The 16,872-nt window shown below is 43.8% G+C and carries 19 protein-coding genes and 2 pseudogenes; 12 read left to right on the top strand and 9 right to left on the bottom strand.

Annotated elements, in window-relative coordinates; all coding sequences use genetic code 11:
* Positions 1 to 326 precede the first annotated feature (326 nt).
* The 5 genes from AC6ESP_RS25330 to AC6ESP_RS25310 are packed head-to-tail and all read right to left on the bottom strand — an operon-like array spanning position 327 to position 3,306.
* Entirely contained in the window at positions 327 to 758 is a 432-nt protein-coding gene (locus tag AC6ESP_RS25330) for a protein-tyrosine phosphatase family protein (RefSeq protein ID WP_497099509.1), read from the bottom strand.
* A 34-nt stretch (positions 759 to 792) separates the two neighbouring features.
* Positions 793 to 1,263, bottom strand: a complete 471-nt coding sequence (locus AC6ESP_RS25325; RefSeq protein ID WP_497099508.1) for an ArsI/CadI family heavy metal resistance metalloenzyme — start codon at positions 1,261 to 1,263, stop codon at positions 793 to 795.
* A 1-nt stretch (position 1,264) separates the two neighbouring features.
* Positions 1,265 to 1,687: an arsenate reductase (thioredoxin) gene (gene arsC / locus AC6ESP_RS25320; protein WP_497099507.1), complete on the bottom strand. Its 423-nt coding sequence runs from the start codon at positions 1,685 to 1,687 to the stop codon at positions 1,265 to 1,267.
* A 25-nt stretch (positions 1,688 to 1,712) separates the two neighbouring features.
* A complete protein-coding gene (locus AC6ESP_RS25315; protein WP_497099506.1) occupies positions 1,713 to 3,005 on the bottom strand; it encodes an arsenic transporter in 1,293 nt (430 codons plus the stop codon).
* Positions 3,006 to 3,021: 16 nt separating this feature from the next.
* On the bottom strand, positions 3,022 to 3,306 hold the full coding sequence (locus AC6ESP_RS25310) for an ArsR/SmtB family transcription factor (RefSeq protein ID WP_497099553.1): 285 nt from the start codon (positions 3,304 to 3,306) through the stop codon (positions 3,022 to 3,024).
* A 218-nt stretch (positions 3,307 to 3,524) separates the two neighbouring features.
* On the opposite strand from AC6ESP_RS25310, the gene AC6ESP_RS25305 reads away from it, so the two are divergent.
* The 4 genes from AC6ESP_RS25305 to AC6ESP_RS25290 all read left to right on the top strand — a co-directional run bounded on the left by AC6ESP_RS25305 (position 3,525) and on the right by AC6ESP_RS25290 (position 7,989).
* On the top strand, positions 3,525 to 3,974 hold the full coding sequence (locus AC6ESP_RS25305; RefSeq protein WP_497099505.1) for a MarR family winged helix-turn-helix transcriptional regulator: 450 nt from the start codon (positions 3,525 to 3,527) through the stop codon (positions 3,972 to 3,974).
* A 63-nt stretch (positions 3,975 to 4,037) separates the two neighbouring features.
* Positions 4,038 to 5,096 (top strand): flavin-containing monooxygenase, encoded by a 1,059-nt coding sequence (locus AC6ESP_RS25300; protein WP_497099504.1) that lies wholly within the window; start codon positions 4,038 to 4,040, stop codon positions 5,094 to 5,096.
* 53 nt (positions 5,097 to 5,149) lie between these two features.
* The gene (locus tag AC6ESP_RS25295) at positions 5,150 to 6,487 is read left to right on the top strand and encodes an FAD-dependent oxidoreductase (protein WP_497099552.1); all 1,338 of its coding nucleotides are present in this window, start codon (positions 5,150 to 5,152) and stop codon (positions 6,485 to 6,487) included.
* A 155-nt stretch (positions 6,488 to 6,642) separates the two neighbouring features.
* The gene (locus AC6ESP_RS25290) at positions 6,643 to 7,989 is read left to right on the top strand and encodes an FAD-binding oxidoreductase (RefSeq protein WP_497099503.1); all 1,347 of its coding nucleotides are present in this window, start codon (positions 6,643 to 6,645) and stop codon (positions 7,987 to 7,989) included.
* A gap of 304 nt (positions 7,990 to 8,293) precedes the next feature.
* Here AC6ESP_RS25290 and AC6ESP_RS25285 read toward each other — a convergent pair whose 3' ends face one another.
* Positions 8,294 to 8,929: a beta-xylosidase family glycoside hydrolase gene (locus AC6ESP_RS25285; RefSeq protein ID WP_497099551.1), complete on the bottom strand. Its 636-nt coding sequence runs from the start codon at positions 8,927 to 8,929 to the stop codon at positions 8,294 to 8,296.
* A pseudogene (locus AC6ESP_RS25280) lies at positions 8,892 to 9,532 on the bottom strand (glycoside hydrolase family 43 protein). The gene AC6ESP_RS25285 and the pseudogene AC6ESP_RS25280 overlap by 38 nt, the downstream one beginning before the upstream one ends.
* Positions 9,533 to 9,638: 106 nt before the next feature.
* Between AC6ESP_RS25280 and AC6ESP_RS25275 the strand changes: the two are divergent.
* The 6 genes from AC6ESP_RS25275 (at position 9,639) to AC6ESP_RS25250 (ending at position 13,473) form a co-directional block, all read left to right on the top strand.
* Positions 9,639 to 9,887: an ArsR/SmtB family transcription factor gene (locus AC6ESP_RS25275; protein ID WP_497099502.1), complete on the top strand. Its 249-nt coding sequence runs from the start codon at positions 9,639 to 9,641 to the stop codon at positions 9,885 to 9,887.
* A gap of 79 nt (positions 9,888 to 9,966) precedes the next feature.
* Positions 9,967 to 10,215 (top strand): alpha/beta hydrolase, encoded by a 249-nt coding sequence (locus tag AC6ESP_RS25270; RefSeq protein WP_497099550.1) that lies wholly within the window; start codon positions 9,967 to 9,969, stop codon positions 10,213 to 10,215.
* A gap of 106 nt (positions 10,216 to 10,321) precedes the next feature.
* Complete coding sequence (locus AC6ESP_RS25265) at positions 10,322 to 10,603, top strand: DODA-type extradiol aromatic ring-opening family dioxygenase (protein WP_497099549.1); 282 nt, start codon at positions 10,322 to 10,324, stop codon at positions 10,601 to 10,603.
* Positions 10,543 to 10,980, top strand: a complete 438-nt coding sequence (locus AC6ESP_RS25260) for a DODA-type extradiol aromatic ring-opening family dioxygenase (RefSeq protein WP_497099501.1) — start codon at positions 10,543 to 10,545, stop codon at positions 10,978 to 10,980. The genes AC6ESP_RS25265 and AC6ESP_RS25260 overlap by 61 nt, the downstream gene beginning before the upstream one ends.
* Positions 10,981 to 11,008: 28 nt before the next feature.
* Complete coding sequence (locus tag AC6ESP_RS25255; RefSeq protein WP_497099500.1) at positions 11,009 to 12,364, top strand: hypothetical protein; 1,356 nt, start codon at positions 11,009 to 11,011, stop codon at positions 12,362 to 12,364.
* 41 nt (positions 12,365 to 12,405) lie between these two features.
* Complete coding sequence (locus tag AC6ESP_RS25250) at positions 12,406 to 13,473, top strand: LLM class flavin-dependent oxidoreductase (RefSeq protein ID WP_497099548.1); 1,068 nt, start codon at positions 12,406 to 12,408, stop codon at positions 13,471 to 13,473.
* A 236-nt stretch (positions 13,474 to 13,709) separates the two neighbouring features.
* Here AC6ESP_RS25250 and AC6ESP_RS25245 read toward each other — a convergent pair.
* Both AC6ESP_RS25245 and AC6ESP_RS25240 read right to left on the bottom strand, forming a co-directional pair.
* A pseudogene (locus AC6ESP_RS25245) lies at positions 13,710 to 13,835 on the bottom strand (transposase); the annotation flags it as partial.
* The gene (locus AC6ESP_RS25240) at positions 13,836 to 14,117 is read right to left on the bottom strand and encodes a hypothetical protein (RefSeq protein ID WP_497099499.1); all 282 of its coding nucleotides are present in this window, start codon (positions 14,115 to 14,117) and stop codon (positions 13,836 to 13,838) included.
* 911 nt (positions 14,118 to 15,028) lie between these two features.
* Between AC6ESP_RS25240 and AC6ESP_RS25235 the strand changes: the two genes are divergently transcribed.
* Positions 15,029 to 15,196, top strand: coding sequence for a hypothetical protein (locus AC6ESP_RS25235; protein ID WP_497099498.1), 168 nt, complete (start codon positions 15,029 to 15,031; stop codon positions 15,194 to 15,196).
* A gap of 365 nt (positions 15,197 to 15,561) precedes the next feature.
* Positions 15,562 to 16,338: a DUF817 domain-containing protein gene (locus AC6ESP_RS25230; RefSeq protein ID WP_497099497.1), complete on the top strand. Its 777-nt coding sequence runs from the start codon at positions 15,562 to 15,564 to the stop codon at positions 16,336 to 16,338.
* Positions 16,339 to 16,872 lie beyond the last annotated feature (534 nt).

The following is a 16,872-nucleotide window of genomic DNA, read 5'->3' as shown; positions in this document are numbered from 1 at the left end:
TTGGGTATCAGCGAGGATAAGGAACAAATAGCAGTAACAGCAGAACTTGATTACCGAACAAGGAATATAAAGCAGTAGTGGGTGGCTTTAGTGTTACTAGGGACTAGATCGAGTGGAATGGAAAGAAAAAAAGTCATTAGCTAAAGAATAAAGGTGCCTAAGTACACCATTCACTAGCAGTTGTGAGGTCAGGTTAAGGAGATAAGGCTTGGCATCATACCTTTAATGGATGATGTTGTGTGTGGTACATAATTGAATTGAAGGAAGGGGAATGTCTTAAAAGGTCATAACTGACCTTTTGAGACATTCCCCTGTCGGCTTAAACATTATTGAAATAGATTCTCCAAAGATTTACGTTGTGCAGGTTTAATATTTAGAATGGGACGGATTTGTTGTGCTTGTTGTTCAGCCTCTTCGATTGATGCTGCTAATTCGAGCTCAACCAGCGTACCATAAGCAACGGTTCCCGTACGACCCTTGCCGCCTCCGCAGTGGAATGCTACTTTGTTACCAGCTTTGTAGGCATTTACTACGGTTTGAATTGCATGATGAAGTAACTCCTCTTGAGGTAAGTCTGCATCATCTCCAAGCGGAATGTTGATCCATTCCACGCCTTCCCCAATACCAGCGCAATGGTCTGCTTCTTCACGCAAATCTACAACAATAGTAACACCCTCATCATCAATCATTGACTGTACATCTTTTGCTCCACCCATGAAGATACGATCAGGGATTAAAGCATGATATTGTTTATCCATAGGGTAAATCTCTCCTAGCGTCATAATAGTGGCTTTATTTTCTGAAAGATATGAAATCTACTTGAACAGGAGCAGATGGCGGCGCGCAGCATAATGAAAGGTCGCGTTGATCGCCAGCAGATTCAAACTCCGAATCTTCTTTCGTATAGAAGATCTCCCAAGCGTTCCCATCGGGATCGTACACCCATACCTTATCTTGAACAGCATAGCAGCAAGTTGTATTCATCTCGTCGATTAGAAGGAGGTCTGCCTGTCTTAACCGTTCTCCCATTGCCAATACATCCTCCGTACGATCTACTTGGAAGCCAAGATGATTAAGAACACCATTCTTATCAAAAGAACGAACGTTGAGAGAAAAATGTAGAGCAGGGTTATCTAGTTCAAACTTAGCATAATTCTCCTTCACTTTAGTGGGCTCTTCTCCAAAAAACTGGCGATAGAAAATGAGGGACTTCTCCAAATCGGTACAATTGACGGCTACATGCATTCTTTTGATAGAAGGCATCTTATTGACCTTCCTTCACAAACTTTTCAATCCGGGCTTTTATTGAATCGCGAACCTGTCTGAACTGTTCCATAACCTCTTCTTCAGTTCCCGTCGCCTTAGCAGGATCATCAAAGCCCCAATGCCATTTCACTACATTCGGATTAGATATGACTGGGCAGTGTTCATCGGCATGACCACATAAGGTAATGACATAGGTAGCACGATTTAAAATCTCCGGGTCGATAACATTAGAAGAGTTGCGGCTAATATCGATACCAGCGTCTTGCATCACTTGAACTGCTCTTGGATTAAGGCCGTGTGCTTCGAGACCAGCGCTCTTCACTTCATATTGCTCACTGCCCAGTGCTTGAAGAAAACCATCCGCCATTTGACTCCGACAAGAGTTACCAGTACATAAAAAATACACCAATTTCTTTTCCATTGTTCATTTCTCCTTCAAGTTTAATTTAGTGGATAATGCTTAACCATAGATAAAGGCCAATCAAAGTAAGGAGTAACACGGGAACCGTAATGACGATGCCAACTTTGAAATAGTAACCCCAAGTGATCTTGACACCTTTCTTAGATAAAACATGCAGCCACAGCAGCGTTGCCAATGATCCGATTGGGGTGATCTTAGGTCCAAGATCAGAGCCGATTACATTCGCATAAATAAGCGCCTCACGAATGACACCCTCTGTCGATGTTCCCTGGATAGCGAGTGCATCAATCATGACAGTAGGCATGTTGTTCATAACGGAAGAAAGGATAGCGGCAATAAACCCTGATCCAACTGTGGCTACGAGAAGCCCCTGGTCTGCAGTCCATTGAAATACCTTGCCAAGCTCATCCGTAAGACCTACATTACGCAGCCCATACACAACAACATACATACCGATGGAGAATACGACGACAGACCAAGGCGCACCCTTAATGACAGCACCCGTATGAATAGCTGGACTTCTACGTGCAACGAGGATAAAGATCAGAGCCGCTATTCCTGCAATAATGGATACGGGAATATGAATGAATTCACTCAGGAGGTAACCAGCCAATAGAACGGCTAATATGACCCAAGATAACTTGAACATACGTTTATCCTTAATGGCATCATGAGGCAGTTTTAGCTGATTAAGATCATAATGCCTAGGTATACTCTTGCGGAAAAATAAGAACAGAACAAGCAGACTTGCTCCGATAGAGAAGAACGTCGGAACGATCATCCGGCTTGCATATTCAGCAAAGCCGATGCCGAAGAAATCGGAAGAGACAATATTAACCAAGTTGCTTACAACAAGTGGAAGGGAGGCCGTATCCGAAATAAAGCCACTTGCCATAATATAAGGTAAGATCATTCGATCATCGAATTTCAAGGCTCTTACCATCGCGAGAACAATTGGAGTTAAGATTAGCGCAGCACCATCGTTAGCGAAGAAAGCGGCCACTGCAGCACCGAGCAATATGACGTACGTATACATAAGATACCCGTTGCCCTTGGCGAAACGCGCCATATGCAAGGCGGACCATTCAAAAAAGCCAATCTCATCGAGGATGAGTGATATTAGAATGACGGCAACGAAGGCGAGAGTGGCATTCCAGACGATTCCAGTAACATCCCACACATCTTGAAAGTTCACGACGCCGAATATAAGTGCAAGAATGGCACCACCAGCTGCTGAATAGCCAATGTTCAAGCCCTTAGGCTGCCAGATGACAAAGATTAAGGTGATGACGAAAATAATCGATGCAATAACTAACATAATTCCTCCTGATTGTTTAATTACAACATTGTTGATTTAGCCCGGCTAACTTATCCTTCATGGATGGAAGCACATCTAGAATGCCATTGAGGTATGCTTTATCATCAACATTTAGCGAATAATAAATCCATTGGCTTTTTCTTGTTTCATTGACTAAGCCACCATTTTTGAGTTTCTTCAAATGCTGACTAATGTTAGGCTGCGTCGTCTGAAGAAAATCGACAATATCACATACACACAGCTCTCGTTCCTTCAACAGAGCAATAATGGTCAGGCGCGTCTTATCTGCGAGCAGCTTCATGGTGTCTGCTAATACATCAATCTCTTGATTCACGTAATCATTCCTTTCTATGTGGTGAGGTTCTTATTTCATTAGGATCACTTCGTTCATAGTATATTATACATTGATTATATAAGTAAATCCTTATATTAGTACACAGTTATATAAAATGAAATTGAATATTTATACTTGCAATTTGCAAATATAAATTGTATAACTAATAGCATGAGGTGAACACAATGGAGAACAATCCCAGAGAATTGCTGCAAATTACGGCGCGTCGTTTTGGATTATTGAATAAAAACTGCTGTAGTGTTGGGAACAATGACATTTCATTAATTCAAAGTCATATTCTATTCGAAATTTCTCATCAGAATCAACCATCCATGCAGCAGGTTGCTGAATCACTTGGGATGGATATCACTACATTCAGCAGACAAGTTCAAACTTTAATCAAAAAAAATTTGGTTAAGAAAATTCCACTACCTGAAGATCGAAGGGTGTATATACTGAACTTGACGGTGGAAGGTCAATTTGTATCGGGTGCTATTGATCAAATGATGAATGAATATATGGATGACGTTTTCTCGCATATGAATGAGTTCGAGAAAGAGACGGTATTACGTTCCATTCAATTACTTAATGATAGTATGAAAAAATCCAAAATGTGCTGCACACCAATGGGGTAATCATTTATTGCTCCATATCTTTTTTGATAATACTTGCAAAATGCAAATAAAGGAGGCTTTAGGATGAATGAAGTGTTTGATGTAATTGTTGTAGGTGCTGGTCAGTCTGGGCTCGCGGCAGGATATCATTTACAAAAAGCAGGACTTAACTTCTTAATAGTAGAGTCAGGAGTAGAAGCAGCAGGTTCATGGCCACTTTATTATGACAGTCTACGGCTTTTCTCACCCGCGAAATATTCTTCGTTACCCGGTTTGATGATTCCAGGAGATGCGAATAGTTATCCTTCAAGGGATGAAGTAGCGGACTATCTTAAGCAATACGCCAGCACCTTTCAATTACCTATTAAATATCGAATGAAAGTAATGTCCATTGAGCGTTCGGAAGGTGTGTTCTGCGTGCGGACAGCTAGTGATGAAACCTTCTACAGTAAAAACGTCATTGCGGCTACGGGCTCCTTTCAGAGGCCTTATATTCCCAATATCAAGGGTTCAGAAAATTACCTTGGGAAGATTCTACATTCTTCAGACTATAAAAGCTCGGAACCATTTCTTAATCAAAATGTTATCGTTGTTGGCCGTGGAAATTCAGCTGTTCAGATTGGAGCTGAACTCAGTCAGTCAACGAATACGACTTTAGCTACCCTAAACCCCGTTAAATTTGTACCTCAAAAATTTCTTGGAAAAGATCTTCATTTTTGGCTGACAGTAACAGGGCTGGATCGCTTTCCATTCTGGCGCCTTGGTTTGAAAGCTGGAACAAGTACATCCGTTATTGATTCGAGAGATTATAGATGGATGCTTGAAAAAGGATTTCTTCGACAACGATCCATGTTTACAGCTTTTAATACAGATGGGGTAATTTGGCCCGGCGGGAATGCTGAACACATTCATGCAGTCATCTTTGCCACAGGATTTCGTGATCATGTTCCTTATCTGAAGGATTTGGGTGCTTTAAATCCTGACGGCAGTCCTATCCAGAGAGCTGGTGTAAGTAGTATTGTGCCTGGACTTTATTACTTAGGGCTAACTGGGCAACGATCATTTGCATCTGCAACCATTCGAGGAGCAGGAGGGGATGCTAAGATTATTACTCAAAAAATAATTCGTGAAATGCGCAAATGAACAAATTGTTGGATGAAAACGAACGAAAAAGAATTTATCTGGAGGGAAAAAGAATGAAAAACATGGAGCTTAAACAAACAGAATCTTGTTGCGGATCACCATCCACCAAGCAGGTTATTCATATTCAACCATACGTTAAATCAAATAGTTTGCCCGTAGCAATCATTGGGGCAGGACCTGTTGGGTTAGCTGCAGCAGCAAATTTAGCAGAACGTGGTGAAAAGTTTATACTCTTAGAATCAGGCTCGCAAGTAGGACAGAACGTATCGGAATGGGGACATGTACGCTTGTTTTCACCTTGGCAATACAATGTAGATAAAGCAGCAGAAAGATTGTTATCTAAGCAGGGATGGAGTGCACCGTTCCCAGATGAATTGCCTACAGGACAAGAGCTGTTAGAGCAGTACTTGCATCCATTAGCCAATCTGCCAGAGATTAAATCGCAGCTTATTTTAAATACAAAAGTACTTGCGATTAGTAGAAAAGACATAGACAAAATGAAGTCGGATCTTCGAGAGAGCAGCCCATTCGTTATATACACAGAAGTAAATGGTGATCTGCATCGTTATGAAGCAAAAGCTGTAATCGACGCTTCTGGAACTTGGGGGCACTCGAATCCCCTATATGCAAGTGGTATCTGGTCGAAAGAAGAACAAGCGATGCGCGAGAATATTTTTTATGGTATTCCAGATATTCAGGGAAAAGACAAGGAACGATATATAGGCAAAAACATCGTTGTTGTCGGCGGCGGCCACTCAGCTATAAATACATTATTAGACCTTGCTCAGTTGAAAGAGAATGATCCAGATATGAAAATTTGGTGGATCATGAGAAAGAACAGAGTGGAGGATGCATATGGCGGAGAAGCGAAGGATCAGCTTGCAGCAAGAGGAGATCTGGGAAGTCGCATCCATCAATTGGTTGATACTGAACAAATCCTGGTTGTTACACCATTTAAAATCCAACGGTTAAGCCAATCAGGTGGGACAATGACGATTAGCGGTGAGAACAAGGAAGGCAGAAGGGACCTGCAAGGGATTGATGAGATTATTGTAAATACAGGAAGTCGTCCTGATTTTTCATTTTTGCGTGAATTAAGACTAAGCATTGACCAAGCCACTGAAAGCACAGAAACACTTGCCCCACTTATCGACCCTAATGTCCATAGTTGTGGTACAGTTCGACCTCATGGAGAAAGGGAATTACGACATTCCGAAAAAGATTTCTATATTGTTGGAATGAAGAGTTACGGTCGCGCACCAACCTTCCTTATGGCAACCGGTTATGAACAAGTAAGATCGGTTGTGGCCTATCTTGCAGGGGATTATGAGGCTGCTCTAAAAGTTGAACTTGATTTACCTGAAACAGGTGTATGTAGGACAACGAAATAGAACATTATGAAAGCCGTGATCATTTGATTGCGGCTTTTTTTGATACCTTATCAGCAGCAGCCCATACATGCCAGTTAAACCGTTCATACGATAAATGGTATCTGCCTAATTTGTTAAGGAAATGTACGTTCATTTAATCATAGGGAGTTGGGTATGTGAAATCATTAACGAGGCTTACTGGGCGAGTGATATTCAAGGGAGATCCGGGTTATGAAGCAGCTCGGAAGAATTGGGATCCGCATACCGACAGATTTCCAAAAGTATTTGTTTTTGCTCAAAGAACGAAAGATGTAGCAAATGCAATAAAATGGGCCTGTAAAAATAACGTACCCATTCGGCCAAGAAGCGGAAGACACGCCTTGGAGAGCAATCTTTCGCAGGTCAATGGTGGCATTGTCATTGACGTTAGCGAAATGAAAAAAATCAAGTTAAATAAAAAGTGCAGGACTGTTGTGGTCGAGACAGGTAATCGGGTAGGGAGAATTGTAGATACCCTGGCACGACAAGGATTTATCGCTCCATTTGGTGACAGTCCATCGGTTGGTATCGGTGGAATTACACTTGGTGGAGGAATTGGTCCGCTCCAAAGGACGACTGGCCTCATCAGCGATAATCTGCTCGAATTAGAGATGGTTGACGCTAAGGGAAGAGTAATCCGGGCCAACAAAAAACGCAACTCCGATCTCCTGTGGGCTTCCCGCGGTGGTGGTGGCGGTAACTTTGGCGTATACACCAAATATAAATTCAAAGTACTGCGTGCACCGGTTAAAGCTACCGTATTCAGCATTATCTGGCCATGGGAGCAGTTCGAAAAAGTCGTAAAGAAATGGCAAGAATGGGCTCCTAACGCCAGCACCAAGCTGGGCAGTGAATTAAGTGTCGGTCCCAAAAAAGGCGGGAATGTCAGCATGTTGGGGCTGTATCTCGGGTCTAAAACGGAAGCCTTGCGCCAATTACAACCTATTCTTAGTGTGGGGACACCTACTCAAAAAACCATTCGGTATCTACCATACTTGGAAGCCACTAAGTTTTTATTAGCCCCCGATCCCATTCTTACCCAACAGTTCAGCAACCAGTTCTCCAGCGGCTTCGGCAGACGACCATTCCCGAATAAAGCTTACAAAGTCATGCGCAGGTTTCTAGAAAAAGCAGAGGGAGGGACGCCAGCCGGATTCTTCTTCCTTAACTGGGGTGGTGCCATAAGCCGTATCGCACCTAAAGCCACTGCATTCTACTGGCGTAAAGCTCAATATTATGTGGAGTGGAACAGCTCATGGGTTAAGCCATCTCATGCAGCTAAGAATATCGCCTTAGCTCGGAACACCAGGAAGAAGCTGCAGCCTTATATCGTAGGCTCCTATATCAACGTTCCTGACCAAGGGATTAAATGTTCTGGGCCTGTTTATTATGGTAAGAACTATCCTAGGCTGCGTAGAGTGAAAGCCAAGTATGATCCAAAAAATGTGTTTAATAATCCTCAGAGTATTCCACCAGCTAGATGAATAAGGAAACCGCTTGAGTCAAGACTAGGGGACGTGTAAATCAGTCTCGAAAGGGTATCAGAGATGATAAGGAAGAAATAGCAGTAACAGCAGTAACAGCAGAACTTCATTACCGAACAAGGAAAAACCAGCAGTAGTGGGTCGCTTTTGTGTTACTGGGGACTGAATCGAGTGAAACGGGAAGAAATAAATCATTAGCTACAGAAAAAAGGTGCCTAAGTGCACCATCCACTAGTAAAAACCGGCAGCCGGATAGAAAACCGGCAGCCGTTTTTTAAAAGAGATTGAAGTCTCCCCTTTTTCCTTATAAATATTCGCACTTAAAATCCGAGAACTCGGCCATAGAGCCTTGACCATAAGCATATAAACCGATAATAACGCCTGTAAACCCACCGGCAACCTCGGAGGAAAGGTATTTTGTTTGTGCCGTGCCTAAGTGTATGTCCTTGCCATCAGCATGAAGGAGGAAGGTATAACGATCATGATTTGCTTGTATAACCAGCGTGGCTTGATTGTTACTTCCAAGATCCACTTCAAGTTCAATGGATTTGATATCCCCGATATTAAGGCGCTCGAGTACCTTGTATCCATTCGTATCCTTGCGTATAGCCAAATCATAATGATGATGTTCATCCATATAGAGGGTGATGCCGGCCTCCCCTTGTATAACGATTAGTTCGCATGAAATGACCGCGTTAAAGTCCCTTTGACGGATTCCGATGAAGGTAGGGGAATCCGGTTGATCAAGTGTGATTTCAGTTCCTGTAAGTATAAGCTTGTCTTGTTGTAATAAGTAATTATGCGAATGCGGCAGACGAAGGTAGCACCAATCCTTGTCCCATTCTGTATTTTCAAAAGTAAAGCTGTTTTTCTCCTTCTGAACAACGTCATCAGGGAGTCGGTCATAACCGGTGTAAGGAATACTTCTCCCCGCGGGCATAAGTGACCATATGACCAAATTCTGTTCCACCTTCAGCGGATACAAGATAATACTTACCGTTGATTTTGTACATATGCGGAGCCTCAAGAAAACGTCCTCCCGTTCCTTGCCAAATCGAAAGGCTTGGCGTCAGCCTGCTGCCCGATTCAATGTCGATTTCACACTGTATGATGCCGCCAAGGCCGTTATCGTCCGTTCCATTGCTCATGAAGAAGGCTCTTCCATTTTCAAAATACAAATCCGGATCGATCCCACCCTGGTCGACATAAACCGGTTCAGACCATTCACTGTAAATATCGTCGGTCCAAACATAGAAATTTTGACGGGTTGTGTCATTAGTTGTGGTCATATAAAATCGCCCGTTATTATACCGTATGGAGGAGCGAATACGCCCCCGGAACTGTTCACCTTGTCAAGCTGGATCTGGCTCTCTCTCGTTAAACAATGGCCGATTTGATTCCAGTTAATCAGATCTTTGCTCTCAAAAAGCGGAACACCGGGGAAATACTGCATGGAGCTGCATACCAGATAATAGGTATCGCCTGCTTTGCAAACACTGGGGTCTGGATAGAAGCCTTTAATGACCGGGTTATTGTACTTCATTCATTCACCTCATTAGTAAATTCACATATATAAGAATCTAATCAGACTGGCAGCTAGATAAGGAAATTAAAATGGCATTATACGAAGCGCTGGCAAGTGAAGTCAGATGGAGGATTATGGAGTTTCTGCCGATAACGAAATGAGTGTGAAGGAAATAGCGGCGAAGTTAGAGCTCAGCCCCTCCATCGTCACTATGCACATACGAAAACTCGAACAAGCCGAGCTCATCGGGAGCCACAGAGTACGAAGAAACGGAGGGACACACAAGATGTGTTTCCTCAAACAAAAAAACGTGGAGATCGAGCTGCCATCTGCGAGCAGAAAAGGTATATGCTCGGATTCAGCCAAGGTATAATTCTGTCCATGACACTTTCTCTAACGATGGGGAACAGTTAAAGGGGATCGTTGCGTTGAACGGATATATTCCTGAGTTTGTGAAAACGGAGTATTCGCTTCGCAGTCTGAAGGATATGTCGGTATTTGTATCGCATGGTGAATATGATTCAATATTCCCTGTTCGGATCGGGCAGGAGACAGCTGCATATTTGAAGGAGCAAACAGACCATTTGACATTCAAATTATATCCGACCGAACACGGCGTTTCCGAAGAAAACCAGCTAGATTTTATAAATTGGCTTAAGAATGATGCTGAATCATATATAATGAGGAGTGAGAACACATGATGCCTTCCTATTTTTTCGCGCATGGCGCCCCGTCGATCGTGCTCGAGGATAACGAATATACAGAGCTGCTTAAGAAGTTTAAGGAGCATACACCTAAACCGAAAGCATTGTACTCTTCTCCGCTCATTGGGAGGAGACGGTACAGACAGTTAGCGCTGCTGGAACGTACGAAACTATTTATGATTTTGGCGGGTTCCAAGACGAGCTTTACCAGATGACTTATCCAGCCCACAGTGATCGTTCACTGGTTGAGCAAATTCAATTGTTATTCACCAAGCATGGTATTGAGAACATTCAGAATGATAAAAGAGGCTTGGATCACGGGGCTTGGGCCGTCCTCAAGCTGTTATATCCAGACGCAGATATTCCGGTTGTCGCCCTCTCGTAAATCCTTATCTGCCTAATGAGCAGCAGTATCAGATCGGCAAGGCGCTCGGGGAGCTTCGCGAGCAGGATGTTCTAATCATCGGCAGCGGGGGAACCGTTCATAACTTAAGACGATTGAAATGGCAATCCGAAGAGATTGACGAGTGGGCGCAGCAATTCGACAACTGGATACAGAATAAGCTTGAGTCTTGGGATACGGAAGCTTTGTTCCAATATCGTGACCTTGCTCCCCATGCCCAAGATACCGTACCGACGAGCGAACACTTCATTCCGCTGCTCCTCTCGATGGGAACGGGTGATGCGAGCAGACAGGCGACGCTTCTTCACCGAAGCTACCAATACAGTAATCTAAGCTTAAGCTGCTGGCAATTCAATTAAGACGAGATGAAAGAAGGCCGATCATCGGATGACATCCGCAGTTAAAACTGCAGTGGAGAGGATTACCATATTCTCCATTGCCGCCGTTTATATTGTTCTGCAGCTGGTGCAGGTTGAGGCGCTGATCTTTCTTCTAGGAGGATTGGTATTTGCTGCAATCGCCTTATTGCTGCCGAAGCTGAAGGGTATGACGTTGTCGCTCACGATTTTTTTCATAGTTGCAGGGGTTGTCCTTCTGTTGCTTCAGAAAGCGAGCGCAATGATCTGGTTCGAGTCGGCCGGGGTCAATGTGACTATCGTTACGCTGTTCCTATTTGCTCCTTTGTTCGGGATTCCGGTTCGCATTCCCGAATACATCGGGGCCTTGAAACGGTTTTATGAATCGAACCTGCGCAGCAAGACCGCGTTATTCTTGGGAACACAGCTGCTTACTCAAATCATGGGCGTATTTATCAATGTAGGCTCGATACCTGTTGTTCATCAAATGGTTTATGTAAAACCATACCCAGGTATGAATCGCTTACTGGCTAATGCGCTGAACCGAGGCTTTGCGGGGGCGATTCTATGGTCGCCTTATTTTGCTGCCATGACGCTTGTGACCTCAGCGTTAGGACTAGCCTGGTCGTCCCTTCTGCCTTATATGATTGGGTTGGCCATTGTTAGCCTCGTTGTAAGCTGGGCAGTCGATTTCCGGGAATTGCATCATGCTGAGCTAGACGAAACTGAACAATCGGAGGACAATAAGGAAAGCTCGGGTTTTCCAGTTGGACTCGGCATGTATTTAATAGCTGCCATTATAGTCATCTTGGCCTTGGAACATATGATCGAGCTGCCAATGGTTTTATTAATTTGTATGACCGCGGTTTTCTTTCCACTAATCTGGTGCCTTGCCAAGGGGGGCATAACCGTGTACAGAGAGGGTCTTAGGAATCATGTAACGGTTACATTGCCTGCTTTACAAAAAGAGATTACACTATTTCTGGCAGCCGGCTTCTTCAGCGGTTCAATAGGATTAACGAAGTTCGGATCCATTGTTCCGAGCGTGCTTGATCTTTTTCCGCTGCCATTATTTATCACATTCTCATTATTTACCGTGCTTCTGATTGCAGGTACCTCTGTAATTGGCCTCCATCCAATCGTGCCAGTAACTATGCTTGCAGGAGGCATTGATCCCCTCAGTGTGCAAATAAGCCCGATTTATTTTGCGGTGCTGTTATTGGGAAGCTGGGCCTTGTCCAATCCCGTATCGCCGGCTTCGGCTGTGAATAATTTGTTGTCGGGTCTACTTAAGAAATCAGTATTCGAGATTGCCGCGCCGAACTATAAATTCGCAGGCTGCATGGCTTTTGGATTGATCATATATTTAATGATTGTGGTTAGGTAACGGACAACTAGAGACAAAGTTATCGGAGAGGAATGGTTGTAATGGGAGAGGAACATCATACGAAGAATGGCATGGAGATTGGTCTCTACACACTTGCGGATATTGTCCCTGATCCGCTAACTGGTAAGACAATCAGTGCTCAGCAAAGGATAAAAGAAATTATTGCAGCAGCCAAGCTTGCCGATGAAGCAGGACTAGACATATTTGGAGTTGGGGAGCATCACAGGTTGGACTATGCGGCATCAGCCCCACCTGTTGTTCTGGCTGCCATCGCCCAGATTACCCGAAGAATCAAATTAACAAGTACAACAACCGTTTTAAGCACCGTGGATCCTGTTCGGCTTTTCGAGGATTTCTCGACTTTGGATTTAATTTCGGATGGACGCGCGGAAATCATCGCCGGTCGAGGGGCGTTTGTGGAATCATTTCCTCTATTCGGTTATGACACAATGGATTACGACGCTCTGTTTGCCGAAAATCTAGAGTTGTTGTTAAAGCTTAACGAGTCGGAAAGAGTAACGTGGGAGGGGCAGTTTCGTTCCGCGCTAAAGAATGCAGAAATTGCTCCCAGACCTGTCCAAGAGCAGCTGCCAATCTGGGTTGGTGTAGGGGGAACAGTGGAAAGCGCAGCCCGTGCTGGAAGACTAGGGGTGGGGATGGCCATTGCAATGCTTGGCGGAGATCCTCTGAGATTTCTGCCGCTGGTTGAGGCTTATCGCGAGGCCGGCAAACAGGCTGGCCATGGAGTAGAGCAGCTTAAAGTAGGGATAACAGGACATGGGTACATCGCCAGAACTACTCAGCAAGCTAAGGACGAATATTACCCTTATTATCTAAATTATCGGTCATTTATCAACCGTCAGCGGGGAATGGCATTTTCAATGACCCCAGCTGATTTTGAACAAATGGCAAGCCCAGAGACTGCATTGTTCGTGGGCAGTCCACAACAAATCGTGGAGAAGATTCTACGTCAATATGAGCTGTTTGGTCACAAGCGGTTCCTTGCCCAAGTTGATATTGGCAGTGTGCCTTTTCATAAAGTTGCTGAAAGCATCGAGCTACTAGCTACAGAGATTGCACCAATCGTTCGGAGAGAGACGAGTAAGTGAGGCTTCACGGATAATAAAATTTTTGAGAGGTTACCGTAAGCCAGTTGTTGAATTCGTGACATAGGTTATTGCAATAACGATTTCTTATAGTTATTCATTTCTGAGGCCTGCTCTGTAGAGTAGGATCAGATTGTTGAGAAACCCAACGTCTTGTCTCAAGACGTTTGGGTTTCTCTTTGTTTTGGGGATCTGAATGAAGCTAAAGGAGGGGGATCTTCCTATTGCACCCTCCTTTCAAGATAGAGGGCGATTTTCTTCATGTTCTGCACGGCTGCGGTTATCAGCGCTTGCTCCGTTACATAGCGCAATCCCCGCAACCGGCAATAGTGAAACCCATGGAGCTGTTTAGCATCCGCGAAGCTTCACTCAATCGTATCTTTTCGTTTCGGTAACATATAACTGGGGTCTGATGCAACTGCTTCTACATGAAAGCCAAAACGTGTACGCTGACGATCTAATCGAAAGAGATACGGGACGGAATTATGGACATTGCCTGCCGTTACGAAAACATCGGTAATGAGGTTGTACTTCACATCAAACTTTGCGATGATCCAGATAAAGAAGCCTTCTGGGTTGCCCTCACGAACCATATATCCGCTGTCCGGATCCGTTGTGCTCACCTTCACTTCCTTGTCCTCGTTCACCTCCTCCAATGGTATTAGCGCTTTCCTTGGGTTTGACGACGGTTGCAACGGCAGTATTTAGCTCATCGAGGTAATCTTTTGTGTTATGCTGCACTTGTTCGGCTTGAGTACCATTTGGAGCTAATTGCTGGGCATTAACGGTCCGGCAGGGTCTTATTCTGCTTGCAGAGCACCAATGCGCAGAGAATAAGGCCCTCGGAGGGTCTTATTCATTAGCTAACCACCGGCTTGAGCACCATTTGGAGCTAATTGCTGGGCGTTAACGGTCCGGCAGGGTCTTATTCTTCTTACAGAGCACCATTTCACAGAGAATAAGGCCCTCGGAGGGTCTTATTCATTAGCTAACCACCGGCTTGAGCACCATTTGGAGCTAATTGCTGGGCGTTAACGGTCCGGCAGGGTCTTATTCTTCTTGCAGAGCACCAATGCGCAGAGAATAAGGCCCTCGGAGGGTCTTATTCATTAGCTAACCACCGGCTTGAGTACCATTTGGAGCTAATTGCTAGGCATTAACGGTCCGGCAGGGTCTTATTCTTCTTGCAGAGCACCAATGCGCAGAGAATAAGGCCCGCTTGAGCACCATTTGGAGCTAATTGCTGGGCATTAACGGTCCGGCAGGGTCTTATTCTTCTTGCAGAGCACCAATGCGCAGAGAATAAGGCCCTAGGAGGGCCATCAGGCAGTCGATACTTTCTCGACAGCCTGAGCTTACTCTGTGAAGTAGACTTTTTTACAGTGCAATTAGGGGAGAATCTGTTGTAAAGATAATTCTAACTTAATTAATTCGTGGATGTTAAAGTGATTTCGGTAAGGCGGACGTTAGGCCGGGAAGAGGTAGAGGCAGGAGGTAGACCATGACAAAAAAATAATATAATGTCTCTATTATATGAATAACTTATACGGGGTGTTCAATGACTAATCAAGAGAAGGATGCTAACGCAGAATTTTATGAGGATGCTAGTTACATTGTGGGCCTTTTAAAGCAATGCATCGAACAATTTGGGTTTTCTGAAGATGTAAGGCAGGCGTTTGATGACTTTATTGAAACAGAAAGAAAGAAGATATCAAGCAGGGATTAAGTAGTGTGTATATGGCATTTCTCGGAAAAACAAATTTCAAAATTCAAAGTAAATCCCAAAATATGGAGCTTCACAAAAAGCTTATAGTAGAGTTGGATGACATTGAATCGCGATTATAGAAATAATGAGTTTCAACCCACATGCGAGTATAACAACACCATGTGTTTTTTTTGTGAAATACATATTCAGTTGCTTGAAAAATAATAAAAATCAATTGTTTTGCGGTATTAATATATTGCAAAACGATAAAAATTGTGTTAGATTCAATTTGGTGTATCATACATATTCTATTTCACTAATCCAATTCCATATTACTTATATTGTGCATAATAGCAAGGACTCACATCGAGAGGAGATGAACAGAATTGAAGCCTTTAATACAACTGCTGCACTTTGGCTATCATCAGGCGATGAGCTGCATATTTCCTGTTGCTATCTTTGTTACTCTAGCCCTCACCAGTGTAATCGAGGTGCCTTTCCTCCATCGCTATGATGCCATTCTACTTCTATTGCTTGGAGTGCAATACCTTATGTACCGCAGCGGATTAGAGACACTTGATGAAATTAAAGTCATTTGCATGTTTCACATTATTGGCTTGGTACTGGAGGTATATAAGGTATGGATGGGATCGTGGTCATATCCTGATCCAGGGTATACGAAGCTGCTTGGTGTTCCGCTCTATAGTGGATTTATGTATGCAAGCGTAGCAAGCTTTATGTGTCAGATATGGCGGAGACTGCGGATGGATATGACCGGCTGGCCTGGGCTTATGCCTTCGGTACTGTTAGGCGGAGCAATCTATTTAAACTTTTTCACCCATCATTATATTCCCGATTTTCGTTGGTGGCTGACGGCGCTTGTATTTATTGTCTTCTGGAAAACATGGATCATCTATCGGGTGCGGACTACAACTTATCGGATGCCCCTAACACTCGCTTTTATTATAGTAGGCTTTTTCATCTGGTTAGCCGAGAATATATCAACATTTTTCAATGCCTGGAAATACCCGGACCAGCACGAAACCTGGCAGCTGGTTAGCTTCAGTAAGATCAGCTCGTGGTTCCTTCTGGCCATCATCAGCGTCATTATCGTTGCCCAGCTTAAACATGTTAAAGCTAGTCGAACCACGAATGATTCATAGTCCACAATCGGACATGTGGTGGAAACCGCAAATGCATAATAGAATGGGGATGTCTCAAAAGGTCAGTTATGACCGTTTAAGACATTCCCATTCCTTCAATTCAATTATCTATCAATCACAACATCGTCCATTAAACTATGATGGATTTTCTTGCTTCAATCCTATCTCCCTAACCTGACCTCACAATGGAATACCCATTATAATACTAGTGAATGTTGTACTTAGGTAACTTGCTTCTTTAGCTAATGGCTTTATTTCTTTCCATTTCACTCGATCTAGTCCCCAGCAACACAAACCCCACCCAGTACTGCTATTTCGTATTATTAGGTCAGCCAGAATGTTCTGGTTGGCCTTTCTTTATGGCCGTTATACGATGGCGGTAGCCGGGAGAACGTCTGCTTTTTTGGGGTCATACCCCGTCGAAAAAACTGTTCTCCCACTGCCCCCAATGACCATGTTTGAGCTGGTAGAGGCAACGACCTCGCATCACAAGCGAAGCTATGGGTTTGGAACTATCGTGGGAATGCCGGCAAT

Source organism: Paenibacillus xinjiangensis (assembly GCF_059686975.1).
This window is presented reverse-complemented; position numbering and strand designations above follow the sequence as displayed.